At 63.1% G+C, this 25,877-nt stretch carries 26 protein-coding genes, 1 pseudogene and 1 riboswitch; of the genes and pseudogenes, 18 read left to right on the top strand and 9 right to left on the bottom strand.

The window, feature by feature from the left end:
• Positions 1–130: 130 nt before the first annotated feature.
• On the top strand, positions 131–1,540 hold the full coding sequence (locus tag ACG873_RS14675) for an adenylate/guanylate cyclase domain-containing protein (protein ID WP_394892639.1): 1,410 nt from the start codon (positions 131–133) through the stop codon (positions 1,538–1,540).
• Between the two features lie 25 nt (positions 1,541–1,565).
• On the opposite strand, the gene ACG873_RS14670 is transcribed toward ACG873_RS14675, so the two are convergent.
• Positions 1,566–2,042, bottom strand: a complete 477-nt coding sequence (locus ACG873_RS14670; RefSeq protein ID WP_394892638.1) for a methyltransferase family protein — start codon at positions 2,040–2,042, stop codon at positions 1,566–1,568.
• Positions 2,039–3,034 (bottom strand): heparan-alpha-glucosaminide N-acetyltransferase, encoded by a 996-nt coding sequence (locus ACG873_RS14665; RefSeq protein ID WP_394892636.1) that lies wholly within the window; start codon positions 3,032–3,034, stop codon positions 2,039–2,041. The genes ACG873_RS14670 and ACG873_RS14665 overlap by 4 nt, the downstream gene beginning before the upstream one ends.
• 76 nt (positions 3,035–3,110) lie before the next feature.
• Here ACG873_RS14665 and ACG873_RS14660 point away from each other — a divergent pair, with 76 nt between their 5' ends.
• From ACG873_RS14660 to cobO, 6 genes are all read left to right on the top strand, one after another.
• Entirely contained in the window at positions 3,111–3,941 is an 831-nt protein-coding gene (locus ACG873_RS14660) for an aldo/keto reductase (protein WP_394892634.1), read from the top strand.
• Between the two features lies 1 nt (position 3,942).
• Positions 3,943–4,632 carry a gamma-glutamylcyclotransferase gene (locus ACG873_RS14655; RefSeq protein WP_394892631.1) on the top strand — a complete coding sequence of 230 codons (690 nt, stop codon included), beginning with the start codon at positions 3,943–3,945 and terminating at the stop codon, positions 4,630–4,632.
• 67 nt (positions 4,633–4,699) lie between these two features.
• Positions 4,700–4,891, top strand: a riboswitch (cobalamin riboswitch).
• 36 nt (positions 4,892–4,927) lie between these two features.
• Positions 4,928–5,107, top strand: coding sequence for a CbtB domain-containing protein (locus ACG873_RS14650; RefSeq protein ID WP_394892630.1), 180 nt, complete (start codon positions 4,928–4,930; stop codon positions 5,105–5,107).
• A 12-nt stretch (positions 5,108–5,119) separates the two neighbouring features.
• Positions 5,120–5,887 (top strand): CbtA family protein, encoded by a 768-nt coding sequence (locus ACG873_RS14645; RefSeq protein ID WP_394892628.1) that lies wholly within the window; start codon positions 5,120–5,122, stop codon positions 5,885–5,887.
• Positions 5,880–6,395 (top strand): bifunctional adenosylcobinamide kinase/adenosylcobinamide-phosphate guanylyltransferase, encoded by a 516-nt coding sequence (gene cobU, locus ACG873_RS14640; RefSeq protein ID WP_394892626.1) that lies wholly within the window; start codon positions 5,880–5,882, stop codon positions 6,393–6,395. Before ACG873_RS14645 ends, cobU begins: the two co-directional genes overlap by 8 nt.
• On the top strand, positions 6,395–7,009 hold the full coding sequence (cobO, locus tag ACG873_RS14635) for a cob(I)yrinic acid a,c-diamide adenosyltransferase (protein WP_394893522.1): 615 nt from the start codon (positions 6,395–6,397) through the stop codon (positions 7,007–7,009). The genes cobU and cobO overlap by 1 nt, the downstream gene beginning before the upstream one ends.
• Before the next feature lie 15 nt (positions 7,010–7,024).
• On the opposite strand, the gene cbiB is transcribed toward cobO, so the two are convergent.
• Positions 7,025–7,996 carry an adenosylcobinamide-phosphate synthase CbiB gene (gene cbiB / locus ACG873_RS14630; RefSeq protein ID WP_394892624.1) on the bottom strand — a complete coding sequence of 324 codons (972 nt, stop codon included), beginning with the start codon at positions 7,994–7,996 and terminating at the stop codon, positions 7,025–7,027.
• On the opposite strand from cbiB, the gene cobD reads away from it, so the two are divergent.
• Together cobD and ACG873_RS14620 are read left to right on the top strand one after the other, a co-directional pair.
• Positions 7,995–9,056: a threonine-phosphate decarboxylase CobD gene (gene cobD / locus ACG873_RS14625; RefSeq protein WP_394892622.1), complete on the top strand. Its 1,062-nt coding sequence runs from the start codon at positions 7,995–7,997 to the stop codon at positions 9,054–9,056. The genes cbiB and cobD overlap by 2 nt on opposite strands.
• Positions 9,053–9,562: a tyrosine phosphatase family protein gene (locus ACG873_RS14620; protein WP_394892621.1), complete on the top strand. Its 510-nt coding sequence runs from the start codon at positions 9,053–9,055 to the stop codon at positions 9,560–9,562. Before cobD ends, ACG873_RS14620 begins: the two co-directional genes overlap by 4 nt.
• Before the next feature lie 15 nt (positions 9,563–9,577).
• On the opposite strand, the gene ACG873_RS14615 is transcribed toward ACG873_RS14620, so the two are convergent.
• A complete protein-coding gene (locus ACG873_RS14615) occupies positions 9,578–10,381 on the bottom strand; it encodes a creatininase family protein (RefSeq protein ID WP_394892620.1) in 804 nt (267 codons plus the stop codon).
• 145 nt (positions 10,382–10,526) lie between these two features.
• On the opposite strand from ACG873_RS14615, the gene ACG873_RS14610 reads away from it, so the two are divergent.
• Positions 10,527–10,760: a hypothetical protein gene (locus ACG873_RS14610; RefSeq protein ID WP_394892618.1), complete on the top strand. Its 234-nt coding sequence runs from the start codon at positions 10,527–10,529 to the stop codon at positions 10,758–10,760.
• On the opposite strand, the gene ACG873_RS14605 is transcribed toward ACG873_RS14610, so the two are convergent.
• On the bottom strand, positions 10,757–11,140 hold the full coding sequence (locus ACG873_RS14605; protein WP_394892617.1) for a RidA family protein: 384 nt from the start codon (positions 11,138–11,140) through the stop codon (positions 10,757–10,759). The genes ACG873_RS14610 and ACG873_RS14605 overlap by 4 nt on opposite strands.
• 260 nt (positions 11,141–11,400) lie before the next feature.
• On the opposite strand from ACG873_RS14605, the gene ACG873_RS14600 reads away from it, so the two are divergent.
• From ACG873_RS14600 to ACG873_RS14570, 7 genes and pseudogenes are all read left to right on the top strand, one after another.
• Positions 11,401–12,405, top strand: coding sequence for an ABC transporter substrate-binding protein (locus tag ACG873_RS14600; protein ID WP_394893521.1), 1,005 nt, complete (start codon positions 11,401–11,403; stop codon positions 12,403–12,405).
• 41 nt (positions 12,406–12,446) lie between these two features.
• The gene (locus tag ACG873_RS14595) at positions 12,447–13,232 is read left to right on the top strand and encodes an ABC transporter ATP-binding protein (protein WP_394892615.1); all 786 of its coding nucleotides are present in this window, start codon (positions 12,447–12,449) and stop codon (positions 13,230–13,232) included.
• Positions 13,229–14,080: an ABC transporter permease gene (locus ACG873_RS14590; protein ID WP_394892613.1), complete on the top strand. Its 852-nt coding sequence runs from the start codon at positions 13,229–13,231 to the stop codon at positions 14,078–14,080. The genes ACG873_RS14595 and ACG873_RS14590 overlap by 4 nt, the downstream gene beginning before the upstream one ends.
• Before the next feature lie 163 nt (positions 14,081–14,243).
• Positions 14,244–15,558: pseudogene (locus ACG873_RS14585) on the top strand (cytosine deaminase).
• Positions 15,558–16,961 carry an FAD-binding oxidoreductase gene (locus ACG873_RS14580; protein ID WP_394893519.1) on the top strand — a complete coding sequence of 468 codons (1,404 nt, stop codon included), beginning with the start codon at positions 15,558–15,560 and terminating at the stop codon, positions 16,959–16,961. The pseudogene ACG873_RS14585 and the gene ACG873_RS14580 overlap by 1 nt, the downstream one beginning before the upstream one ends.
• 75 nt (positions 16,962–17,036) lie before the next feature.
• Positions 17,037–17,618 carry an NAD(P)H-dependent oxidoreductase gene (locus ACG873_RS14575; RefSeq protein WP_394893517.1) on the top strand — a complete coding sequence of 194 codons (582 nt, stop codon included), beginning with the start codon at positions 17,037–17,039 and terminating at the stop codon, positions 17,616–17,618.
• Positions 17,618–18,205 carry an NAD(P)H-dependent oxidoreductase gene (locus tag ACG873_RS14570; protein ID WP_394892612.1) on the top strand — a complete coding sequence of 196 codons (588 nt, stop codon included), beginning with the start codon at positions 17,618–17,620 and terminating at the stop codon, positions 18,203–18,205. The genes ACG873_RS14575 and ACG873_RS14570 overlap by 1 nt, the downstream gene beginning before the upstream one ends.
• A gap of 7 nt (positions 18,206–18,212) precedes the next feature.
• On the opposite strand, the gene ACG873_RS14565 is transcribed toward ACG873_RS14570, so the two are convergent.
• From ACG873_RS14565 to ACG873_RS14550, 4 genes are read right to left on the bottom strand one after another with little or no spacing between them, the layout of a single operon-like run.
• Positions 18,213–20,657 carry a GcvT family protein gene (locus tag ACG873_RS14565; protein ID WP_394892611.1) on the bottom strand — a complete coding sequence of 815 codons (2,445 nt, stop codon included), beginning with the start codon at positions 20,655–20,657 and terminating at the stop codon, positions 18,213–18,215.
• 3 nt (positions 20,658–20,660) lie between these two features.
• Complete coding sequence (locus ACG873_RS14560) at positions 20,661–21,842, bottom strand: pyridoxal phosphate-dependent aminotransferase (RefSeq protein WP_394892609.1); 1,182 nt, start codon at positions 21,840–21,842, stop codon at positions 20,661–20,663.
• On the bottom strand, positions 21,842–24,292 hold the full coding sequence (locus tag ACG873_RS14555) for a GcvT family protein (RefSeq protein ID WP_394892608.1): 2,451 nt from the start codon (positions 24,290–24,292) through the stop codon (positions 21,842–21,844). Before ACG873_RS14555 ends, ACG873_RS14560 begins: the two co-directional genes overlap by 1 nt.
• A gap of 18 nt (positions 24,293–24,310) precedes the next feature.
• Positions 24,311–24,913 carry a helix-turn-helix domain-containing protein gene (locus tag ACG873_RS14550; protein ID WP_394892607.1) on the bottom strand — a complete coding sequence of 201 codons (603 nt, stop codon included), beginning with the start codon at positions 24,911–24,913 and terminating at the stop codon, positions 24,311–24,313.
• A gap of 163 nt (positions 24,914–25,076) precedes the next feature.
• On the opposite strand from ACG873_RS14550, the gene ACG873_RS14545 reads away from it, so the two are divergent.
• Positions 25,077–25,784: a nitroreductase gene (locus ACG873_RS14545; RefSeq protein ID WP_394892605.1), complete on the top strand. Its 708-nt coding sequence runs from the start codon at positions 25,077–25,079 to the stop codon at positions 25,782–25,784.
• Positions 25,785–25,877: the final 93 nt, after the last annotated feature.

The raw sequence follows: 25,877 nt of genomic DNA, 5'->3' as shown, positions 1-25,877 counted from the left end.
CCTGCGTCGCAGGTGACAGGTAGGGCAGGGGAGATGTAGGATGCTGCGATCGGGCGTCGATGCCTCGCCGCCCCTGCTTCGGAACATGTCCGAGAAATTCCGAAGATGCTCCGTCCCCTGAGAGGGTGAAATGAGCGAAACCGGAAACTTGCTGTCGATCCTGCGCGAGGCAGCCGATGCCCGGGCCGTCGACGCCATCGAGGCTGCGTTAGAGCGCGGACCCGACCGCGGCCTGTGCCGGATCAACGCGCTGGCCTTCGCAGACAAGCAGGCGCTGGATGAAGAAAAGACGGTCTCGGCCTTCCTTCACGCCTCCAGGATCGGCCTGTTCGACATGTCTTGGAACGTGCTCTGTCCCGGTTGCGGCGGCGTTCTGGACGCCAATGCCTCGCTGAAGACCGTGCTCAAGGACGAATATGTGTGCGCGCTCTGCGCAGGTGGATATTCGCCGACGCTCGACGAAATGGTGGAGGTGACCTTCACCGTCAGCCCGCGTGTCCGCAAGATAGCCGCGCACGATCCCGACGAATTGCCGCTCGCCGAGTATTTTCGCCAGATCTACTGGGGCTCGGGGGTCGACCTTCCGGAAGAGGGCTTTGAGCAGGCGATCGAAGGCTTCGTGCTTGAGGACATTGAATTGCCTCCGGGCGAGAAGGCGATTCTGTCGATCCAGCTTCCCCCGGAATTCATCATCGTCTTTGAACCAGTGACGCATTCGGCGCAGTTCATCGATGTGAAAGGCGAGCCGACGCGCGAGCGGCAGAATCTTTCGCTGACGTTCGACAAAGACCACGTCCACAGCCAAACTTTGGAAATGCGCCCGGGGCCGCTGCGCATAGCATTCGAGAACCGAACCGACAGGCGGACCTTGCCGACCATCTGCATCGCAGGTGATGTCCTCCACGGATTGCTTGGCAAGCGCCGGCCGTTCGTTACGGCCAAGCGGCTGTTGACCAACCAGACCTTTCGCGACCTCTACCGGACCGATACGCTGACCGTGGATCAGCGCCTCAAGATCACCAGCCTGACCTTCCTGTTCACCGATCTGCGCGGCTCGACCGAGCTTTACGAGCGGGTCGGCGATCTCGTCGCGTTCGATCTCGTCAGGGAGCATTTCCGCGTTCTGAACGAGATCGTCGCGGCGGAAGCGGGCGCGGTCGTAAAGACGATCGGCGATGCGGTGATGGCGACCTTTCCGACGCCCGACCGCGCGGTCGCCGCGGCGCTCAGGATGCGCGAGGCGATGCACGACATGAACGCGAAAAGCGGCCGCGAGGATCTCCTGTTGAAGATCGGCGTCCATGAAGGGCCCTGCATCGCCGTGACGATGAACGAGCGCCAGGACTATTTCGGCCAGACCGTCAACATCGCCTCGCGCGTCCAGGGCCTCGCCAATTCGCAGTCGATCTTTGCAACCGGGTCGGTCGTCAACGACGCCAAAGCGGCGGACCTGCTGCACATGAAGGATCTCACGCCTGTGTCGCAGGGCGCTTCGCTGCGCGGTATAGAGCGCGAAGTGATGGTCTACGCGATCCCATAGCCAAATCCTCCCGCACGGTCTGTGCTCATATCCAGCGTCTGACTCGCTTCGCATAATCGCGGTATCTTTTACCGAACCGCGCCTCGAGATGCCTCTCCTCGCGCTCGATGGCGAGTTTCTGAGTCGCGAAGGCGGCGATAATGGCAAGCGGCAGGAACCAGGCGATACCGGTTATCAGCCCGACGCCGATCATCAGCAGGGTGTTGCCGAGATAGATCGGGTTGCGGGTGAAGGAAAACGCGCCGGTCGTGACTAGGTGCTCGGAAGCCTTGTCGGGCCTGATGGTGGTCTTGGCGCGGGCCATTGTGCGCATCGCCGAAAAGTCGAGAGCGACCATCGCCGCGACAAGCAGCCAGCCGGCGGCGAACAGGATGTCGGAGAGCGGCGCCGAAATCCACGGCAGCGGATAGAGCAGACCGAGCGCTATGCTGATCGCGATTGCTACGAGATAGATGATCGGCGGCCATGGCAGCCGGTTAGGCCTAGCTTGGATGTCCGTCATGGCGCGCCTCCCTCGAGAATGGAATTGTCGGTCTCAATGGTGCACTGGCCGGCGAACGTTTCGATTTTCGAGCGCAGTTCGGCGCTCTGGTCGCCCGCAAAGAGCCTCTTCAACAAACCGTCCGGTTCGAGTGCGTCCAGCATGCAGACACAATAGCGCGTGCAGAACTCCGCGTCGCGGCTCTCCTCGCATGTCGCCTCGCAGGAAGCGCGGAACTGCACCTCCGGCGTTTCGACCGGCGCCGGAAAAGCTTGCGCAAACAGCCATAGGCCGGCGATCAGAACGGGCTGGTGAATGAGATAGACGGCGAGGCTGTGCCGGCCGGCAAAGGCGAGGGGCAGCGACCACCGGCCCGTATCTACGCCGGCGAGCCGTATGAAAAAACCGAGCGAAGCAGCTAGTTTTGCCGACGCCAGCCCGATCAAAACCGCGCCGAACCACGGAAACACCGGCACGTAGTCGTTGGAGCGCGGGTTCACCGGTGACAGGCCGGTCCACCACCATGCCGGGTGGGCGAAGAGTTCCGAGCGCAGAAAGTTTGGCGCGGCGATCACCGCGACCGCAGCGATAAACGTCAGCCACCATGGCAGGCGCAGAAAGGCGAGGCCGAGCAGGCTCGCCAGCGCGATCTGATGCAATATGCCGAAAAAGATGAAGCCACCGGGCACCGCCAGCCAGGTGACCAGCGAGATTGCCGCCGCGGCGCCCGCAACCATGGCCAGCCGCCGCCAGAAGCCTTTCCAGCGGATGCCGCGGCCATGGGCGAGGAACAGGCTGACGCCGACAAGGAACAGGAAGCTCGACGCGATGCAGCGCGCGAACAGTTTCCAGCCGCCCGTGGCAGTCATGCCGGCGTCGGCATAGCCGAAGAACTCCAGATCCCAAGCGAAATGGTAGATCGCCATGGCCGCGAGCGCGGCGCCGCGCGCCACGTCGAGGGCTTCGATGCGTCCGGTAGACGCTTCCTTGGGTCTGGATTGTTCAGGATACATGCGGCGCGTGTTATTGGAGCGGAGTCGCGCAACCGTTATCACGGATGTGCGATCGGCAAGAACCGGAGAATTTCCCATGCACAATGTCAACGCCAATGGAGCGGCAATTCCCGCGCTCGGCCTCGGCACATGGACGCTGAAGGGCGATCACTGCGCGGAAATGGTGTCGCACGCCTTGTCGGTCGGCTATCGCCATGTCGACACCGCGGCAGCCTACGACAATGAAACCGCTGTCGGATCGGGATTGCGGGCGTCCGGCCTCGCCAGGAGTGACATCTTTGTCACCACCAAGGTCTGGTGGACGGATCTCGCGCCGGCCGATCTCATGCGCTCCGCCGAATCGAGCCTGAAACGCCTCGGGCTGGATCAGGTCGATCTGCTCCTGATCCATTGGCCGAATCCGAAAATCCCGCTCGAAGGTTCGATCAAGGCGCTGAACGCCGCCAAAAGCACTGGGCTGGCCCGGCATATCGGTGTCTCCAATTTCCCCACCGCGCTGCTTTCGCAAGCGATCGCGCTGTCGGATGCGCCGCTGGTCGCTAACCAGGTCGAGTATCACCCCTATCTCGACCAGACCAAGGTGCGGCGCGCCTGCCGCGATGCTGGGATGGCGATGGTGTCCTATTGCCCGCTGTCGAGAGGCGGCCTGTTGTTTGCGGAAAGAGCGGTGACCGAGGCAGCCGCGCGTCATTCCAAGACCCCGGGCCAGATCGTGTTGCGCTGGCACGTCCAGCAGGACGGCGTCGTCGCCATTCCGCGCACCAACAGGCTGGAGCGCTTGGCGGAAAATTTCGCGATCTTCGATTTCGCGTTGTCGGATGCCGAAATGGCGGCGATCTCGGCTCTGTCAAAGGCTAATATCCGGATCTGCGATTACGATTTCTCGCCACAATGGGACGCGGCATAATATGCCGCCGAGAAGAATATCGCTGACGCCTGAACTGGTGGCGCGCTGCCACCGGGCGGTCGAGGATTCCGGGCCCGAACCGGGCCTGGCATATCTCGATGACGCGGATTACGAGGCGATGCTGGACACCGCCCTTGCGGGTCGCAGCGACGCCGAGCCGGTCTGGCTGTTCGCCTATGGCTCGCTGATCTGGAGGCCGGAACTGGAGCATGTCGAGGAGCGGCTGGCGCTGGCGCGCGGCTGGCATCGGGCCTTCTGCATCAAGATGACGCGCTGGCGGGGCACGCTCGACAGGCCGGGACTGATGATGGGCCTCGATCGCGGCGGCCAGTGCCGCGGCCTCGCCTACAGACTGCCCGGCGGGGATTTGCGCGAGCGCTTTGCAAAACTGTTCCGGCGCGAAATGACCGCCAAACCCTCGACTTACACGCCGAGCTGGATGAAGCTGGAGACGGCGGAAGGGCAGGTCACGGCGCTCGGTTTCGTCGTCAACCGCAGCGGCCGCACCTATGCCGGCAAACTCGACGAGGAAGCCGTGGCCCGAGCGCTGGCCGGCGCCTGCGGCCATCTCGGCTCGGGGCCGGACTATCTTTACAACACCGTCAGCCATCTGGAAGAACGCGGCATTCACGACCGCCATTTGTGGCGGCTCCAGAAGCTGGTTGCCGAACTGATCGAAGAGGGCCGCTAGCGCGATTGCGACGTATTTCGCGGGGAAGCGCCGGGAATTTGGTTTGCGGCATTTTTGGATTGTGCTTATGATCCGCGCTGTCGACGGTTCCGCGAGGAATCAATAGGGAATGCGGTGCGGGCTTCTGCCCAAAGCCGCGGCTGCCCCCGCAACTGTAAGCGGCTAGCCCTCCCCAGAGGCCACTGAAGAATTCTTCGGGAAGGCGGGGAAGGGCGGCGATCCGCAAGCCAGGAGACCTGCCGGCGACGCAGACACTCTACAGGCCCTCGGGTGGAGGGCGAAAAGGACATTGATTATGAACACAGCAATTTCTTCTCTCGGCGTTTCGTCTTCCGCCGCGTCGCGCGCCGTCCAGCTCGGCTTCGCGGCCCTGCTCGGCGTCTTCATCGTCGGCTTCGCGGGCTTCTCGCAGATGGACGCGGTCCACAATGCGGCCCACGATTATCGCCATTCGATGGCCTTTCCCTGCCACTGAGAGATTTTTGACATGACCATTTTTCGCAACGTCGTGTTCGTCGCGGCGCTCGCCGGGCTATTGGCTGGTCTCGTCATGACCGCCATGCAGACCTATGCGACCGTTCCGCTGATCCTCAAGGCCGAAACCTTCGAAAACGCCGGCGGCGGCCATGATCACGCTGCTGCCGATGCTGTGGCTGGTGCCGAAACCGCCGCGCCTCATTCGCACGATGCCGCGACGCCCGCGCACGAGCACGATGAGGAAGCCTGGGGACCGGCCGACGGCTTCGAGCGCTTCGCCTATACGGCGCTCGCCAACATAGTCACCGCCATCGGCTTCGCGCTGGTCCTGGTCGCGGTTTCGGAAATCTTCGGCGGTATCGCCAATTGGCGCCAGGGCATTTTCTGGGGCTTTGCAGGCTTTGCCGTGTTCACTCTGGCGCCGGGACTTGGCCTGCCGCCGGAACTGCCGGCGATGCCTGCCGCCGATCTCGGCGACCGACAGATCTGGTGGACGGCGACCGTGATTGCGACCGCCGTCGGCCTCGGCCTGATCGCTTTCCGCAGCGGAGTGGTCTGGTCACTTGTCGGTGTCGCGCTGATCGTCGCTCCGCACATCGTCGGCGCGCCGCAGCCGGTGAGTCACGATTCGCCGATCCCGGCCGACCTGCACCACCAATTCGTGGTCGCCGCCACTGTCACCAACCTGATTTTCTGGGTGGTGCTCGGCGGCGTCTCCGGTGCGATCCGCTCGAGGGTCGCCCGGTCGGCCGGCAGCCTGCGCGACAGTTTTGCGTGACGGCACTTCACTGACCTTGCTTCTCGGCGGCGCGCGTTCCGGCAAGAGCGCGCACGCCGAGAAGCTGGTCACCTCCGTACCCGCGCCGTGGACCTACATCGCAACCGCGCAGGCTTTCGACGAGGAAATGACGGAGCGGATTGCGCTTCATCGAGGGCGGCGTGAAGAGGGGTGGCAGACGATTGATGCGCCGCTCGATCTTTGCGGAGCCATTGACGGCGTGCCAGACGGGCGGCCGCTGCTGATAGACTGCCTGACGCTCTGGCTGTCGAACCATTTGCTCGCCGATCATGACGTGGAAGCCGAGTCGGAGAGGCTGGCCGAAATCCTCGCAAAACCGCGCGGAAACTGGTTCGTCGTTGCCAATGAGGTCGGCCTGGGCATTGTGCCCGACAACGCCTTGGCGCGAAAATTCCGCGACGTCGCCGGGCGGCTCAACCAGAAGATCGCGGCAAAGGCCGACCGCGTGCTGTTCATGGTGGCGGGGCTGCCGCTGCAGGTGAAATGATGAAGACGATCGATGAACAAACCGCCGAGAAGCACAAGGCCAAGATGGCCAAGCGCAAGGCCATGCAAGACGCCGAAGTCGCCGGCAAGACCGTCGAAAAAGGCCTGCTGATCGTCAACACCGGGCCCGGCAAGGGTAAGACCACGGCGGCTTTCGGGCTGGCGCTGCGCATGATCGGATATGGCCGGCGCGTCGGCGTCGTGCAGTTCGTCAAGGGCGCGTGGCACACCGGCGAGAAGGACGCGTTCGCCGCGTTCGGAGATCGCGTCGTCTGGCATACGATGGGCGAGGGGTTCACCTGGGAGACGCAGGACATCAAGCGCGATGTCGCCGCCGCCGAAGCGGCATGGGCGAAAGCCGTAGAACTGATGGCCGACCCGTCGATCAACCTCGTCATTCTCGACGAACTGAACATCGCGCTACGCTACGACTATCTCGATCTCGACATGGTGGTCGAAACGCTGAAGAGCCGTCGCGAGGGGCTGCATGTCGTCGTCACCGGCCGCAACGCCAAGCCTGCGCTCATCGAAGCCGCCGACCTCGTCACCGAGATGGGCGCGGTGAAGCATCATTTCTCGGCCGGCGTGAAGGCGCAGCAGGGCATCGAGTTTTAGGCACCACCCACTTGCTCAGTTCAAAAGCAGGAAAAGCCCGCCGATCGTGCCGAACAATCCAATCATCAGCAGGTCGGCCATCCAGTAGAGCTTCAACGCCATTCGTATATCGGCCGCGTTGGCGTCGCGCCTTCCGCCTGCGCCCATCGTCGCGTCATCGACGGTGACGCCGCCATAGACGCGCGGGCCTGCCAAAGCGAGGCCCAGCGCGCCGGCCATCGCTGCTTCCGGCCAGCCGGCATTGGGCGAGCGGTGTTTTTTCGCATCGCGCCACACCGCGCGACAGGCGGACGCCACGTCCGTGCCGGGCACGAAAAACGCGGCCGATACAATTAGCAGCGCTGTGAGACGCGAGGCCGGCAGATTGATGAGATCGTCGAAGCGCGCCGCCGCCCAGCCGAAAGCTTCGTGGCGTGGCGTGCGGTGGCCGATCATGGAGTCGGCGGTGTTGGCGGCCTTGTAAGCGACGCCGCCCGCCAGCCCGCCTGCCGCCAGCCAGAAAGCCGGCGCAACGATGCCGTCGGAAAAGTTCTCGGCCAGGCTCTCGATCGCCGCGCGGCTGACGCCGGCCTCGTCGAGGCGCTCGGGATCGCGACCGACGATTTGCGACACGGCGGTTCGCCCCGCGGGGAGACCGCCTTGTTCAAGCGCTTCGGCGACCGCATTGACGTGGCTGGCGAGGCTGCGCTGGGCAAGAAGGCTGCTGGCCAGGACAGCAGTCGCAACGATGCCGAACAGGCCCGCTCCAAGGGTTGTTTGAATGCCGTAAGCCAGTCCTGCCGGAACGCCGACCAGCACCAACAGCGCCACGCAGCCTGAAAAGCGGCGGAAACTGTCGGAAGCGGCCGCGCGGTTGAGCCTGCGATCAAAGAAAGAGATGAGCTGGCCGATCCAGATCACGGGGTGGCCGATTGCGCGCACGAGGCGGTCGGGGTAACCGATGGCGAGTTCGACCAGAAGCGACAGGAAGGCGGTAAGGACGAACATGGCGCTTCCGAAAGGGGAAAAGGCAGCAGAAATTACCGATCACGGCGGCAGCCTTGGCCGGGCGCGGAGGCTTTTTCCGCAAGCGCCGGAGCCGTGGGTGGACCTGTCGACCGGGATCAATCCGCACTCCTATCCGCTTTTCGAACTGCCCGCCACCGCCTTGTCTCGCCTGCCCGAGCCGGAGCGGGTCTGCGAACTCAATGAAATTGCTGCTGGTGTTTACGGTTGTCCCTCGGCATTCAACATAGTGTCCGCGCCGGGCACGCAGATATTGCTGCCGCGCGTGGCGTCGCTTGTCGCGCCGGGCAGGGCGCTGGTGCTCGGGCCGACCTATGCGGAGCATGCCCGTGCGGCGGCGCTCGCCGGCCACGCTGTGAGTGAAGTCGCCGACATCGACGCGCTTGCCGATGCCGATCTGGCGATCGTCGTCAATCCGAACAATCCGGATGGACGGGTAGTGACGCGCGAAAACCTGCTCGGACTGGCGCGTGCGCTGCATTCCAAAGGCGGGTTGCTGGTGGTCGACGAAGCCTTCATGGATGTCGGGCCGCGGGAGCAAAGCGTTGCAGGCGACGTAGGGCATGGCGGCCTCGTCGTGCTAAAATCTTTCGGGAAATTCTTCGGGCTCGCCGGCCTGCGGTTGGGTTTCGCGATAGCGGCGGAACCTGTCGCGCGGCGGCTGGAGACGGAACTCGGGCCATGGGCCGTTGCGGGTCCGGCGCTGGAATACGGCGCCAGGGCGCTGGGCGATCACGCCTGGCAAAACGAAATGCGCGAACGACTGCGGAGCGAGATGGCACGGCTCGATACGCTGCTTTCGCGCTTCGATATCCCGGTGCGCGGCGGCACGCCGCTGTTCCGCTATCTTGAAATTCCGCATGCCGCCGACCTATTTGATTTATTTGGCGAACAAGGCATTCTCGTTCGAAATTTCGCCTGGAGTTCGACCGCTTTGCGCATCGGACTTCCCGGCGGCGAAGCGCAATGGGCAAAGCTCGAACGGGCTCTGCAAAGCTCGGCGCGGCAGCGCGTTTCGGGCCAGAGGAAAACAATCTCATGATCTATGTCTGTCCATTGTCGAAGGTCGGCGAGACGGTTGCCGCGACTGGCGCGGCCAGGCTGATCTCGCTGCTTGCGGCCGGCACAGAAATGATGCGGCCGGAGACGATTTCGCAACAGGACCACCTCCTGCTTTCCATGCACGATATCATCGAGGCGCAGGAAGGAATGACCCCGCCCGGCGAAGTCCACGTGCGGGATATTCTCGATTTTGCCGGCAATTGGGATCGTTCGCGCCCGCTGGTGATCAATTGCTACGCCGGCATCAGCCGTTCGACGGCCTCGGCCTACATCATCGCCGCGGCTCTTTCGCCGAAGCGCGACGAGGCTGAACTCGCCAACACCTTGCGCGCCGTGTCGCCGTCAGCCACGCCGAACCCGCGTTTGATCGCATTGGCCGACCAGGTGCTCGGCCGCGATGGGCGGATGGTCGAGGCTATCAAGGCGATTGGGCGCGGCGCCGACGCCTTCGAGGGCACGCCCTTCGCCCTCAGGATCGACGGCTAGAACCGCAGCCGCGTTTCACGCAAGCCAGTCGGCCAGCTTGGTCTTGCGGACATCCTGCAGCAGGCGGACGAACCCTTCGGCCTGATGCGCGGCAGTCAAACTGCCTTTTTCCGCCGTAGCGATGGCTGCATTGCCGACGACGCCGTGCGGGTTGAGATCGCTGGCGATCCACGCGAAGGCGTGCGTGCCGGTGTGGCGTAACAGCTCGAACTCCTGCTCGGCGCGGGCGACGGTCGACACAAAATTCTCCGTCTTCGTCATGTCGACCAGATCCGGCCGGAAATGCAGCATCAGCGACGTCTCGACGTCGCCGCCATGGATGCCGTGGCGGTCCTCCAGTTCGGGATACATGCCGTCCGGCCGTCCGAAACGCTGCCAACTGGTTTTCACCGCCAGCATGTCGAAGCGCACGCGCAATTCGCGCGTGACGATGCCCATAATCTCTTCGTTGCCGCCATGAGAATTGACCACGACCAACTTCCTCACGCCGGCGCGGGCGACGGAGGCGCCGAGTTCCGTCCAGGCGTCGATCAGCGTCGCGGCCGGCAGCGTCAGCGTGCCGGGGGCGTGGAGATGTTCGTTGGACTTGCCGACAGCTTGCACCGGCAAGATCCTCACGTCGAGATCAGCGGGCAACCGGCCGATGACCGCCTCAAGCATGCCCTGCATGATAGTCGCGTCGGTCGAAACCGGCAGATGCGGGCCGTGCTGCTCTATCGCCGCCACCGGCAGCACCGCGATCGTTACTTCCGGATTGATGGAGGCGTATTCGGTGGTTGGGAAATCGCCCCACCAGACTCGTTTCTTCTGTTCCGTCACATCGGACCTCGTCGGGAAAGCCGCAAACTGCACTGCCTGAATATTTCAGCGCGGCGCATTTTGTAAGGGGCGCATTTAGCGCTGGCATTTCCGAATGGGCGTAGCGCCCTATCTAACGGCCGATCCTTTGCATTGGGAGGCAATTATGCTGCTCATCTGGCTTGGCGCGCTGCTGTTCGTCGCCGGCATAGTCTATCTGGCCGGGCAGGCGATCTGGCGCGGGCGCATGAGCGAACCCGGCCCGGTAGGCCTCGGGTCGCGCAATACGCTCGAACCCGCGCATCGCGGCGTCCGCTTCCTCGGGATCGGGCTGAACTGGCCGGGTCTTCTCCTCGTCGCGGTCGGCGCGATCCTGCTACTCTTCGGCGGCTATTTTTAACCAGCCGCGATCACTTCGATCTCGACCTTGAATTCCGGCCGCGCGAAGCCCGAAACGATCATCAGCGTCGAGGCCGGGGCCGGATCGGCAAATAGCTTGTCGCGCACGTCCATGTAGGCCCTGAGATAGGCGCGGTCGGTGACATAGGCGTTGATGCGGACAATGTCTGAAAGCGCCAGGCCGACCTCGTCGAGGATTGCGGCGATGTTTGCGAAACAGAGTTGCGCCTGCTCGCCCGGATCGTCCGGTACCAAATCGTCCGGTCTGATCCCGAGCTGGCCGGAGCACAGGACAAGCCGCTTGCCGGCCGGTACTTCGACGCCATGGCTGTAGCGTGCGAAGGGAGGTTTGATCGTCTTCGGCGTCAGGTATCTGAACATTGTTCGCTCCGTAAAATGCGAAGCTAAGACCGAACCCGCGGTCGCTTCAAGCCGCGACATGTGCTGCGCGCAAGATGGACAGCGGTCCAAAAAATAGGCACGATGCGACCGAGATCAGCAAGCTCGAAGCCTTGGTCCGCCGGAATGCAGCCACTCGGTTCAAGGACCGCTTGGCGCAGCCGATGGCACGCCTCTTGCGTATCGATCCGGCAGTGTCAGAGCCCGGCGTGAAGCCATGGGCAAACATAGGGGTGGTGTTCATGACGAGATATTTCACACGTTCCGCAGCCGCAGCCGCGCTTCTTTTAGCCGGCACGCCGGCGGTCTTCGCGGCCGAGGCCGTCACCTTCGGCACCAACTGGCTCGCCCAGGCGGAGCATGGCGGCTATTACCAGGCCGTCGCCGACGGCACTTATGCCGCCTGCGGGCTTGATGTCACGATCCAGCAGGGCGGCCCGCAGGTCGCCGGGCGACCGCTTCTGCTCGCCGGCAAGATCGATTTCTACATGGGCGGCAACATGCAGCAAGCGTTCGACGCGGTTGCGCAGAACATTCCGCTCCGCGTCGTCGCCGCCTCCTTCCAGAAGGAGCCGCAGGTCGTGATGTCCCATCCGGGCCAGGGGCTCGACAAATGGGAGGACCTGCCCAAGGCCGAGCAGTACATTATCGCCGACGAGGGTGCGCAGAGCTTCCTCCTGTGGATGGCGGAGGAATACGGCTTCGATGTTTCGAAGCGCGTGCCCTACACCTTCAACCCGGCTCCGTTCATCGCAAACAAGAAGTCGATCCAGCAGGGCTATGTGACCTCGGAGCCTTATGCGATCGAGAAGGAAGGCGGCTTCGTGCCAAACCAGTTCCTGCTCGCCGACTATGGCTACGACACCTATGCGACAACGATCGAAGCGATGCAGGACACGATCGACAAGCGTCCGGAAGTCGTCCAGTGCTTCGTAGATGGCTCCGCCAAGGGCTGGTACAACTACCTCTACGGCGACAACAAGGCCGCCAACGAAATGATCAAGAAGGACAATCCGGACATTAACGACGAGCAGATCGCCTTCTCGATCGCCCAGATGAAGAAGTTCGGCATCGTCGATTCCGGCGACACCGAAAAGATGGGCATCGGCGCCATGACGGACGAGCGTATCGCCAGCTTCTATGCCAAGATGGTCAAGGCGAAGGTCGTGCCTGAAGGCATCGACATCAAAAAGGCCTACACGCTGGATTTCGTCAACAAGGGCGTCGGCCTCGATCTCAAGAAGTGATCCCGGCCTACCGTATGATGCTTCAAAACGCAGGCGCGCAAATGCGGAATCTGAACGGAAGCGGTTCGCCGCTTCTGGATTTGCGGGCTGTGGGCAAGACGTTTTCCAACGGCGTCGCGGCGCTCCGCGACGTCGATCTGACCATCCGGGAAGGCGATTTCCTCAGCCTTCTCGGCCCTTCCGGTTGCGGCAAGTCGACCGCATTGAGGTTGATTGCAGGCTTGGCGACGCCGACCACCGGCGCGCTCGACTGGCACAAGGCGCTGGGCGACGATTGCACCGGCTTCGTCTTTCAGGAGCCGACATTGCTGCCTTGGGCCAGCGTCTTCGACAATGTCTGGCTGCCGCTCAGGCTGAGGGGCGTTTCGCGGGACAAGGCCGCGCCGGCGGTCTCCGAATTGCTCGAACGGGTTCATCTCACCGGATTTGAAAACGCGGTGCCGCGCGAGCTTTCCGGCGGCATGAAGATGCGCGTATCGATCGCGCGCGCGCTCGTCACACAGCCGCGCCTGCTCCTGATGGATGAGCCTTTCGCGGCGCTAGACGAAATCACCCGCTTCAAGCTCAACAACGATCTTCTTGAACTGTGGCAGAACCAGCGCTTCACCGTCGTTTTCGTCACCCACAGCGTGTTTGAAAGCGTCTTCCTGTCGAACCGCATCGTCATCATGGCCGCCCGCCCGGGCCGTGTGTCCGGCGAAATGACGGTCGACGCGGCCTATCCGCGGGACGAGAAGTTCCGCATATCGCCTGAGTACGCCGCGTTCTGCCTGCACGCTTCGGAGGCCCTCAATTCGGCGATGAACTCGGCAAGTGAGCCCCAATGACAGCCATTGAAACCGCGCCTGCGGGGCTCGACCCGGAAGAAGCGAAGCGCGTGCGCCAGGAAAGGCTGGAGCGCATAGGCAGCTGGCTCCTGCCGCTGCTCATCATGCTTCTGGCCATCTGGCTTTGGGACCGCATCTGCGTCTGGAACGAGATCCCGCAATACATCCTGCCGCGGCCACATGTGGTGGCGCAGACGCTCTACACGGACGCCGCGCTGCTGTTCGGATCGCTGCTGGTGACGCTGAAAATCACCTTCCTCAGCCTGCTGCTTGCCGTGCTCGGCGGCGTCGGGCTCGCGGTGCTGTTCACCCAGTCGAAATGGGTGGAGATGTCGTTCTTTCCCTTCGCCATCGTATTGCAGGTCACGCCGATCGTGGCGATCTTCCCGCTCATCAACATCTATGTCGACAACCAGACTACAAAACTCCTGCTCTGTTCGTGGATCGTCGCCTTCTTCCCGATCCTGTCCAACACCACGCTCGGGCTGAATTCTGTCGACCGCAATCTGCGCGACCTGTTCCGGCTCAATGGCGCGACGCGCTGGCAGGAGCTGCGGCATCTGCGCCTGCCGGCGGCGATGCCCTATTTCCTCGGCGGCCTGAAGATCGCCGGCGGCCTGTCGCTGATCGGCGCCGTCGTCGCCGAATTCGTCGCCGGCTCGTCCGGGCAGTCGTCCGGTCTTGCCTCACGCATCATCGAAGCCGGCTACCGGCTCAACGCGCCGCGGCTGTTTGCGGCGCTGATCCTGATTTCGCTCACCGGCATCCTGATTTTCCTGGTGCTTTCGCTCGTTTCGCATCTCATCCTGCGGCGCTGGCACGAAAGCGCGCTGAAGCAGGAGCGGTAAGGTGGCTTTAGAGAAGCGCTTGCGCTGCCCCTCACCCTTACCCTTTCCCCGTGAAGGACGGGGAGAGGGGGATCGCCGACGTCGAAGCTGCTCTCCTCTCCCCGTCCTGAGCTTGTCGAAGGATCACGGGGAGAGGATGCCGGCAGGCAGGTGAGAGGCGGCAATGTCGATTATAGAGATTCCTGCGTCAGGTTCCTTCACGCTCTCCAACGCCCGCCTGCATGCGTCGCTGACGGCCAGCCTCGCTGTGCCAATGGATTCTGACGGCTTCATCCTCGCCAACATCGCCGTCTCCGACGGGAATATCGCCGCCATCTCACCGCATCATGATTCCGCGACGGTACCCGACGCCATCGACCTAGCCGGCCGTATCGTCTTGCCCTGCTTCGTCGACTGCCACACTCACATCGACAAGGGCCATATCTGGCCGCGCAAGCCCAATCCCGACGGTTCTTTCCTTGGCGCACTGAACGCGACCGGCGAGGACCGAGTGGCGCGCTGGAGCGCCAGCGATGTCGCACGGCGCATGGATTTCTCGCTGCGCACCGCCTACGCCCACGGCACCAAGGCGCTGCGCACGCATATCGACAGCGTGCCGCCCCAGGAAGAAATATCCTGGCCGGTCTTTGAGGAGATGCGCGAGCGCTGGCGGGGGCGGATCGAGCTGCAGGGCGTCTGCCTGTTCGGCATAGAGGCTGCGCGCGACGCAAAATGGTTCGCGAGCCTCGCAAAAAGGGTCGCCGTGGCCGGAGGCGTACTCGGCACGGTCACTTACATGGTTCCCGATCTCGAGGAATTGCTCGACCGCGTTTTCGCGACCGCGATCGAACACGGCCTCGACCTCGATTTCCATGCCGACGAGACCGCTGACGTCTCCGCTATCTCGCTGAAGAAGATCGCCGAAGCTGCCCTTCGCCATCGCTTCGAGGGCAAGATTCTTGTCGGCCATTGCTGTTCCTTGGCGCGTCAGCCTGACGCCAATGTGCTGGACACGCTGGACAAGGTCGCCCGCGCCGGGATCGCCGTCGTGTCCCTGCCCATGTGCAACCTCTACCTGCAGGACCGCCGCCGCGACGGCATCGACGCCGCGCTGGCGCGGCGTGACTCTGCTGCACGAAATGCGCGCGCGCGGCATTCCGGTCGCGGTAGCCTCCGACAACACCCGCGACCCGTTCTACGCCTATGGCGATCTCGACATGCTCGAAGTCTATCGCATGGCGACGCGTATCCTCCACCTCGACCATCCCGTCGGCGACTGGCCGCGCGCCGTTGCGTCGACGCCCGCCGACATCATGCGGTTACACGGGGCCGGAATTCTCGCTGTGGGCGGCCCTGCGGATTTTGTGATCTTCCGGGGCCGAAGCTGGACGGAACTGCTGTCGCGGCCCGAATCGGACCGCATAGTGCTCCGCGACGGCAAGGAGATTGCGCGCGACATGCCGGACTATGCCGAACTCGACGACCTGATGGTGGAATGATGGATATTGCGGCGCTGAAGCGCGAACTCGATGGGTTGAAGATCGAGGACAATGAAAAAATCGTGCAGCAGAAGAGCCGCGATTTCTACTGGTACAGTCCGGTGCTGAAGCGCGAACTGGAGCATGTGAGCGGCGACCTGATCGTCTCACCGAAAAGCGAGGCGGAAGTGATCCGCGTGCTGGCAGCCTGCCACCGGCTCGACATTCCGGTGACGCCGCGCGGCGCGGGAACCGGCAATTACGGGCAGGCGATGCCGCTGTCCGGCGGGGTCGTGCTGTCGCTTGCGGAGATGACCGAGGTGAAGTCGATCGCGCCTGGCCGCGTCGTCTGCGGGCCGGGTGCGATCATCGCCGATATCGACCGCGCGACGCGAGAGCACTCCGGCCAGGAACTGCGCCTTCATCCCTCGACCTACAACACGGCCTCCATTGGCGGCTTCATCGCCGGTGGCTCGGGCGGCGTCGGTTCGATCAATTTCGGCGGCCTGCGCGATTTCGGCAATGTGCTCAGCCTGCGCGTCGTCACCATGGAGGCCGAGCCGCGCGTGCTGGAGCTAGCCGGCGAGGACCTGCACAAGGTCACCCACGCCTACGGTACCAACGGCATCATCACCGAAGTCGAGATGCCGCTGACTGCCTCCTACGACTGGGTCGATGTCATCGTCGGCTTCGACAGCTTCATGGCGTCGGCCCGCTATGGCAATGCGCTCGCCTGCCAGGACGGAGTACTGACCAAGCTGATCACGCCGATCGCGGCGCCGGTGCCATGGCTCTACTTCAAGCGCCACCAGAAATTCCTCCGCGAGGGCCAGAGCATTTGCGTGGTGATGGTCGCGCCGCATGCGCTAGACGCTTTCCTGGCGTTCACCCGGCGCGAGGGCGGCGAGGTCTTCTACAGCGCCGCGACCGCGACACCGGAAGACAAGAAGGGACTGCCGCCGGCCTATGAGCTTGCCTGGAACCACACGACGCTGCGCGCGCTGCGCGTCGACCCGGCGATGACCTATCTGCAGTCGCTCTATCCCTTTCCGAACCAGCTCGCGCTCGTCGAGAAAATGGAAAAAATGTTTCCGGGCGAAGTGTTCTCGCATCTCGAATTCGTGCGCTTCGACGGCAACATCACCTGTTTCGGCCTGCCGCTGGTGAAATTCACCACGGAAGAGCGGCTCGACGAGATCATCCGGTTGCACGAGGACAATGGCTGCCCGATCTTCAATCCGCACCGCTACACGCTGGAGGAGGGCGGCATGAAGCAGACCGATGCGGTTCAGCTCGCCTTCAAGCGCGAGGCCGATCCGCAAGGTTTGCTCAATCCTGGCAAGATGATCGCCTGGGAAAATCCGGACTACGACTACCGTTCGGAGAAGACGTTTTTGTTCAAGGGTCTGCAGCGGGCTTCGTGAGGCATTTCGCATGAGAAAGCAGAGTTCCTTCACGCCCCGCTCCCAATCGGAATACCGTTCATGGTGGTCCGCCCCATGAACATCCTTGTGCTCTATGCGCACCCGGTCGAGACCAGCTTCAATGCCGCGCTGCATCGCACCATTGTGGAACGACTGACGGCGGCCGGTCACAGCGTCGATGATTGCGATCTCTACGCAGAGGATTTCGACCCGCGCATGACGCGCGCCGAGCGACTGGCCTACCATGGCGAACACACGGTCGGAGAGGGCGTCAGGCGCTACGTCGATCGACTGCGCCGCGCCGATGCGCTGGTGCTTTCGTTCCCGGTCTGGAATTTCGGCTACCCGGCAATCTTGAAGGGCTTTTTCGATCGAGTCTTTCTGCCCGGCGTTTCTTTCAGGATGATCGACGGCGAGGCCATCCCTTCGCTGCACAACATCAGGAAAGTCGCTGCCATAACCACCTATGGCGGCAGCCGGTTCCGCGCATTGCTGGTGGGTGATCCGCCGCGAAAGACGGTGACCCGACTCCTGCGTTCGACGGTCAAACCCTTCGCGCCCGTTTCCTATCTCGCGCACTACTCGATGAACCGCTCCACCGACCGATCGCGGGAGGCATTCATGATGAAGGTCGCCGAGAGGATGGACCGCTTCTGATGCGGGTTCTTGTGGTTTATTGCCATCCGGTGCCGGACAGTTTTTGCGCTGCCGTGCGTGACGCTGCGGTCGGGACGCTGACCGCGCGCGGCTGGGATGTGAGGCTGGTCGATCTTTATGCGGAAGGGTTCGACCCGGTGCTGGGCAGCGACGAACGCCGGCATTATCACGACCGCGCGCCAACCGATCCGGCGCTCGCGCCGCATATCGAGAACCTTAAATGGGCGGAAGCCGTCCTGTTCGTCTACCCGACGTGGTGGTACGGGCTGCCGGCGATGCTGAAAGGTTGGCTCGATCGCGTCTGGGCGACCGATGTCGCGTTCAAGCTGCCGGCTGACGGCGGACGCATCATCTCGCTCGTGCCGCATATCACGCGCATCGGAGTTGTCACCACCTGCGGTGCGACATGGCTGATCTCCTTCCTCATGGGTCAGCCGGGCCGCAAGACCATCCTGCGCGGCATGCGCGCGCTCTGCGCCCCGCGCAGTCGCACGCTCTACGTCGCGCACTACGACATGGACCGCTCGACGGCGGCAAGCCGCGCGGCGTATCTGGAGAAGGTGCGGCGCAGGCTGGAGAAATTTTGAAGGTAAGCTACACCCGCACCCGTTCCGCCTTCGGGTCGTACATCGGCTTCAGCGATGCCTCCGCAGCGAACCGCTCGCCGGCGATCTCGATTTCGTAGGAGGAACCGAGAACATCGGCTTCCGTCTCATCCTTGCACGGCACATAGCCAAGCCCAATGGCGCCGCCGAGATGATGCCCGTAATTGCCCGACGTGATCGTGCCGACGATTTTTCGGTCCCTCACGATCGCCTCGTTGTGGAAAAGCAGCGGCTGCGGGTCGGCCAGCCGAAACTGCACCAGCCGGCGCGACAGGCCGGCTTCCTTCTTCCGTAGCACCGCGTCGCGGCCGAGAAAATCGCCCTTGCCGGTCTTCACCGCAAAGCCAAGTCCCGCCTCCAGCACATGGTCCTCGTCGGTGATGTCGTGGCCGAAATGCCGGAACGCCTTTTCGATGCGGCAGGAATCCAGCGCATGCAAGCCGCAGAGCTTCAGTCCGAATTCCGCACCGGCCTCCTCGATTGCCTCGAAGACATGGGCGGCCTGGTCGGTCGAGACATAGAGTTCCCAGCCAAGCTCGCCGACATAGGTGACGCGGTGAGCGCGGGCGAGCCCCATGCCGATCTCGATTTCCTGAAATGTCCCGAACGGATTTTTTTCATTGGAAAAATCGTTCGGACTTACCCTCTGAATGAGATCGCGCGAACGCGGCCCCATCAGACAGAGCACCGAATCAGCCGCAGTCATATCGGTAATGACGACGAATTCGTCGCCCAGATGTTTTCTAAGCCACGCCAGATCGCGCTGCAGCGTCGCGCCGGGAACGACGGCAAGGAAAGCCGTTTCGGACAAACGCGAGACGGTCAGGTCGCTCTCGATGCCGCCCCGCGTATTCAGCATCTGCGTGTAGACAATCCTGCCCGGCTCGACGCCGAGATCGTTGGCGCAAAGCCTTTGCAGGAAGGCCAATGCGTCGCGGCCCTCGATTCTGATCTTGCCGAACGAAGTCATGTCGAACAGGCCGACGCCGTTGCGCACCGCCAGATGCTCTTCGCGCTGGTTGTCGAACCAGTTCTGCCGTTTCCAAGAATAGCGATACTCGCGCTCTTGGCCTTCGCGGGCGAACCAGTTGGCGCGCTCACAGCCCGCGACTTCGCCGAAAACCGCACTGCGCGCCTTCAAATGCTCGTGCAGCGGCGAACGGCGCACCCCGCGCGACGTTGCAAATTGGCGATATGGAAAATGGTCGGCATAGAGCAGGCCGAGCGTTTCGGAGACGCGCTCCTTCAGATAGCGACGGTTCTTCTGGAACGGCTGGGCGCGGCGGATATCGACCTCCCAGAGATCGAACGGCGCTTCGCCATCGTGGATCCACTGCGCCAGCGCCATGCCGGCGCCGCCTGACGAGACGATGCCGATCGAATTATAACCCGCCGCAACCCAGTAGCCGGAAAGCTCCGGCGCTTCGCCGAGATAATAACGGTCGTCCGGCGTAAAGCTCTCCGGGCCGTTGAAGAAGGTGTGTATGCCGGCGCTCGCCAGCATCGGCATGCGGTTCACACCCATCTCCAGGATCGGCTCGAAATGATCCATATCTTCCGGCAACTGGTCGAAGCAGAAATCTTCGCGGATGCCGTCCATGCCCCAGGGTTTCGCCACCGGCTCGAAAGCGCCCAGCATCATCTTGCCGGCGTCTTCCTTATAGTAGGCACACTCGTCCGGCACCCGCAGCACCGGCAGCCGTGAAAGGCCGGGGATCGCCTCGGTGACGAGGTAGAAATGTTCGCAGGCGTGCAGCGGGATGGTCACGCCCGACATCTGGCCGAGTTCGCGCGCCCACATGCCGGCGCAGTTGACCACGACATCGGCTTCGATCGTGCCCTGCTCCTCGCCTCTGGCCCAGGAAACGCCGGTGACGCGGCCGTCCTTCTGGTGGACGGCGGTGACCTTCACACCCTCAACGATCGTCGCGCCACGCTGGCGTGCGCCTTTGGCCAGAGCCATGGCGATATTGGCCGGGTCGCACTGGCCGTCGAGCGGCAGGTGCACCGCGCCAACCACATCCGAAATGTTAAGATGCGGGTACATCGCCTTGATTTCGCTCGGCGAAGTCTCGCGCACATCGACATCGAAAGCGCGGGCCAGCGATGCCTGGCGGTAGATTTCGTGCTTGCGCTCTTCGGTCAGCGCGACGGTGATCGAGCCGACCTGGCGCATGCCGGTGGCGACGCCGGTCTCGGCTTCGAGCTTGACGTAGAGGTCGGCCGAATACTTTGCCAGCCGCGTCATGTTCTGCGAGCCGCGCAACTGGCCGATCAGACCCGCCGCATGCCAGGTCGTGCCGCAGGTGAGCTGCTTGCGCTCCAGAAGTACGATGTCCGTCCAGCCGAGTTTGGCCAGATGGTAGGCGACCGAGCAGCCGGAGACGCCGCCGCCGATGATGACCGCGCGAGCTTTGCCGGGCAGGGCGGCCATGCGTCAGGCTGCCTTGCTGCGGTAGGAGGAAGCGAAGCGCCGCAGGCGTGTCGCGGCTTCCAGCAGCATGTCGTCGGGCTGACAGAGGCTGACGCGGATATGTCCCGCCGCCGCGTCGCCGAAGCTCGATCCGGGCATCACGCCGACCTTCTCGGCGTCGAGAAAAGCCCAGGCGAATTTCTCGTCGTCGCGCTCGATGGCGCTGACATCGAGCATGACATACATGCCGCCCTCCGAGCCGCGCACGGTGATGTCGTTCAGACCCCTGATCGCGTCGAGAAAGACCTTGCGTCGCCCGTTATAGGTGTCGGCGATCTGTTTCACGCCATAGTCGTTCTCCAGCGCCTCGGCCGCGGCCTGCTGGATGAAACCGGTGAGGCCGTAGGTCGTCACGAGGTTCAGGCTTACGAGCAGCGCGATCATGCTTTCGGGGCCTGTCAGCCAGCCCATGCGCCAGCCGGTCATGCCGTGGCTCTTCGACATCGAGTTTACGACCAGCGTCCGCTCCGCCATGCCGGGCAGGGCGCGCGGCGAGATGTGATGACCGCCGCCGAGCGTCCAGTAGACCTCGTCGGAGAGCAGCCAGAGGTCGTGCCTGATGCAGAGATCTGCGATGGCTTCGAGGCTCTTGCGCGAATAGATGGCGCCGGTCGGGTTGTTCGGCGTGTTGATGAGGATCGCACGCGTATTCGGCTTCAGCGCCGCTTCGATCGCCTCGGCGCGTGGCTGGAAGCCGTCCGCCGCTTCCGCCTCGACGACGGTGAAGTCCGCTTCCGCCGCGCGGAAGGTGCCGGGATAGGTTGCGTAGTAGGGTGCTACCGCAACGGCATGGTCGCCGCGATCGAGCGTGCCCTGCACGGCGGCGTAAAGCGCAAGCTGCCCGCCTGGCGTGACGAGCACTTCGGCCGCACTCGTTTCGACGCCGGTGCAGCGCGTCGAGGCGCGCGCCATCGCCTCGCGCAGTCGCGGTATGCCGGGAAGCTGCGTGTAGTGATGATGACCGGACCTGAGAGCCGCCACACAGGCCTCGACCGTCTCGCCCGGCGTATCGAAGTCATGATCGCCGACCGACAGAATGATGATCGGTTCGCCGACTTCCTTGCGCTTCCAGGCTGCGAAATGGACCTCCCAGCCGTCTTTCCCGCAGGGAATAATGCCCTCGAGGCGTTTCGATGGTGTTGTCATTATGCTCTCAGCCTTTCGTTTCTCGGATCCCACAGCGGCTCGTCCTTCTGAACGACCGCAGGGAAATTCTCGCCGAAAATCTCCACTTCGATCTTCGTCCCCGGCGCAGCCAAGTCGGCGCGGATCATGCCGAGCGCGATCGATTTGTCCACCCTGTGGCCGAAGCCTCCTGACGTCGTCTCGCCAACGATTTTGCCGTCGTGCCAGAGCGTCGACATGTAGGGCGCGTCGCAATCGCCAGCTTCCACCACCAGCGTCACGAAGCGTTTCGTTACGCCCTGCTGCTCCTCATTCTGCAACGCCGCCTTGCCCTTGAAATCGGGCTTGTCCCATTTGACGAAGCGTTCCAGCCAGCCCTGCAGGATGGTGTAGTCGGTCGAAAGGTCCTGCTTCCAAGCGCGGTAGCCTTTCTCCAGCCGGAGCGAATCCAGCGCGAACATGCCGAACAGTTTCAGGCCGTGCTTCTGGCCTGCCGCCCAGACCGCGTCAAAGACCGTCGCCGTGTCGTCGATCTTGGTGTGGAACTCCCAACCCAGTTCGCCTGCGAACGAGACGCGGACGAGCTGAAGCCAACGGCCTTCTATCTGGCAGGACTGGTGCGACAGCCATGGCAGCGACAGATCGGCATTCGTCACTTCTGCCAATATCTTTCGCGCGTTCGGCCCGGAGAGGATCTGGCAGGCGAAGGCTTCGGTCGAATTTTGCAGCGTGATTTGAGTCTCTTGCGGCAAATGCTTCTGAAGCCACTCGAGATCGTGCAGCTCCGCAACCGAGGCGGTGATGAGGAAGAAGAAATCCTCGTCGAGCGCCATGATCGACATTTCGGTGACGATGCGGCCTTTGTCGTCGGCGAAATAGCCGAGGCCGATGCGGCCCGGCTTCGGCACGACGCCGGTGATCAGCGACGACAGCCATTCGCGCGCGCCTGGGCCTTGCAGCCGGTAGCGCGAGAAGCCGGGCAGGTCCAGAATGCCGGCGGCATCGCGCACCGCCAGGCATTCCTCGCGAATGCGCTTCTGCCAAGGCCCGTCGCGGGTGAATGTCTGGGTGGATTCTTCGGATATATCGTCGCCAGGTTGCGCAAACCACGTCGCGCGCTCCCAGCCATTATAGGCATTGAACTGCGCGCCGAGCGCGGCGATGCGGTCATGGATCGGCGATTTTTTCCGGCCCCGTCCCGCCGGCCACGCATGGCGCGGGAAGTGGATTGCGTACTCATGGCCATAGACTTCCATGCCCTTGGCGACGCAATAGTCAGGCTCGGAGGCGAAGGCGGTGAAGCGGCGCGGGTCGCAAGACCACATGTCCCATTCGGTCTGGCCTTCCGTCACCCACTCAGCCAGCACCTTGCCGGCGCCGCCGGCCTGGGCGATGCCGAAGGTGAAGACGCAGGCCTCGAAGGCGTTGGGCACGCCCGGCATTGGCCCGATCAGCGGATTGCCGTCCGGCGCGTAGGGGATCGGCCCGTTGATCACCTTGGAGAGGCCCGCCGTGCCGAGGATCGGCACGCGGCGAACCGCGTCGTCGAGATACCATTCCAGCCGCTCCAGATCATCGGGGAAAAGCTGGAACGAAAAATCATCGGGCATCGGATCGTTGTCGCTCGCCCAATGCGCGCGGCAATTCTTCTCGTAAGGCCCGAGATTCATCCCGTTTTTTTCTTGGCGCAGATAATAAGAGGTGTCGACATCGCGCAGCAGCGGCAGCTTTTTGCCGTGCTCCTTCGACCATGCGGCAAGCTCCGGGATTTCATCGAAGAGAATATACTGATGGCTCATCACCATCATCGGCACGTCGCGGCCGAACATTTTTCCCACCTCGCGTGCGCGATAGCCGGCGGCATTGACGACATATTCGCAACGTATTTCACCCTTCGGCGTCTCGATGACCCATTCGCCGTTCTCGCGCCGCACGCCGCTGACCGGGCAGAAGCGGACGATCTTAGCGCCCATGTCGCGTGCACCCTTGGCGAGCGCCTGGGTCAATTGCGCCGGATCGATATCACCGTCACTCGGGTCGTAGAGCGCGCCCTGGAGCTCATGCGTCTCGATGAAGGGATAGCGGCCCTTGATGTCGTTGACGCCCACAACGTCGATATCCATGCCCTGATAGCGGCCCATGCCCTTCACGCGCTGGAATTCGCGCATGCGCTCCTTCGTATGCGCCAGCCGCAGCGAGCCGGTGACGTGGTAGTTCATCGGGTAGTCGACTTCCGCTGCCAGCCCGCGATAGAGCCCGGCCGAATAGCGCTGCATGTTCATCAGCGACCAGGACGACGAGAAGGTCGGAACGTTGCCGGCGGCATGCCAGGTCGAGCCGGAGGTCAGCTCGTTCTTCTCCAGAAGGACGCAGTCGGTCCAGCCGGCCTTGGCGAGATGGTAGAGCGACGAAACGCCGACCGCGCCGCCGCCGATGATCACCACGCGCGCAGTCGACGGAATTTCAGCCATTTCTCTCTCCCACTTCAATCAATAGACCGGCGGCGAAACCACCCAGATGACCACTGCCGGCTCGGCGCCCGGATTGCGCCAGCGGAACGGCTTGTTGGCGAAGCGGAAGCTGTCGCCTTCACCGAGCCGGTGCCAAATTCCGGCGATCTCCAGGTCGAACGTGCCCGCAACCACGTAGCCCGCTTCTTCGGTCGGCCGGTTGGCGGCGGCCTTCAGTTCCGCACCCGGCGCGAACTCCGAGCGCAACACCTCGAAACTACCGCCGAGATCGGGCGACAGAAGTTCCTCCACCAGTCCGGATTCGGCTGTGCCAAGCGAGCGGCGGCGGCCGGCGCGCACGATCACGCCGCGTTCGCTCTCGTCGGGCGTGTCATGGGCGAAGAAAAAACTGACGGGAATACCGAACAGTTCGGCGAAGGCGCGCAGATCGGCAAGCGACGGCACGGATAGACCCCGCTCCACCTGGCTTAGCCAGCCGACCGATCTGCCGAGCTTCAGTCCGATTTCGTTCAAGGTCAGGCCGCGCGCCTTGCGCAGGGCGCGAATGTCGCCCGCAAGCATCGAGCCGGCATTTTGCCGCTGCTCGACATCGACCGCCTGCTTTGCCTGCAAAACACTCATGAAAATTCTCCTTGAAATTTCACCAAAGCCTACGTCGATGAAAATTTCAAGCAGAATTTCACGCTATAAAATGTATTGCTTGCGACATTCATGAGGCTGGTGCAAATCCCCCGAAAGCGACTATGTAGCGTCAGTTGCAAGCCGCATCGTGAAGGGACAATCCATGCTGGCGCCGGAAAACAGAACTCTGGACCTGGACGAGACGGCGATCGTCGACGAGGCGATAACCTCGCGCCGGTCGGTGCGCGCCTTCCTGCCCGATCCTGTCGACGAGGCGACGATCCGCGCCATTCTGGAAGTTGCCGCGCGGGCGCCGTCCGGCACAAACATGCAGCCTTGGCGTGTGTATGTGACGACCGGCGAGACGAAGGCACGCATCGCCGACGCGATCCTGAATTCCGGCATTCGCGCCGAAAAGGCGAAGTGGGACGAATACAAATATTATCCCGAGCAGTTCTTCGAACCCTATTACGGCCGCCGCCGGGCGGTCGGCTTTGCGCTCTACGGCCATCTCGGCATCGGCAAGCGCGACGTCGACCAGATGCGCGCCCAGCACGACCGCAATTTCACCTTCTTCGACGCGCCGGTCGGCATGATCTTCACCATCGACCGCCGCCTTAACCAGGGATCGTGGATCGACTACGGCATGTTCCTGCAGAACATCATGGTCGCTGCACGGGGCAGGGGCCTGCACACTTGTCCGCAGGCCGCCTTCGCGCCCTATCACCGGCAGATCCGGCCGGTGCTCGACATCCCCGACGAGGAAATAGTCGTCTGCGGCATGGCGCTGGGCTACGAAGATGTGACCAAGCCCGAGAACGATCTGCGCACCGAGCGCGCCCCGCAGGACGAGTGGGTGAAGTTCAGCTAACGCGACTTCACGAGACAGCACTTCGACTCCGCTGAAGACCGCCGCACTCGCGTCGCATCGAAGCGACGCTCGATGTCGGCCGCCAAATAATCC

The organism is Allomesorhizobium aridi, assembly GCF_043769475.1.
Taxonomy (GTDB): Bacteria; Pseudomonadota; Alphaproteobacteria; order Rhizobiales; family Rhizobiaceae; genus Allomesorhizobium.
This window is presented reverse-complemented; position numbering and strand designations above follow the sequence as displayed.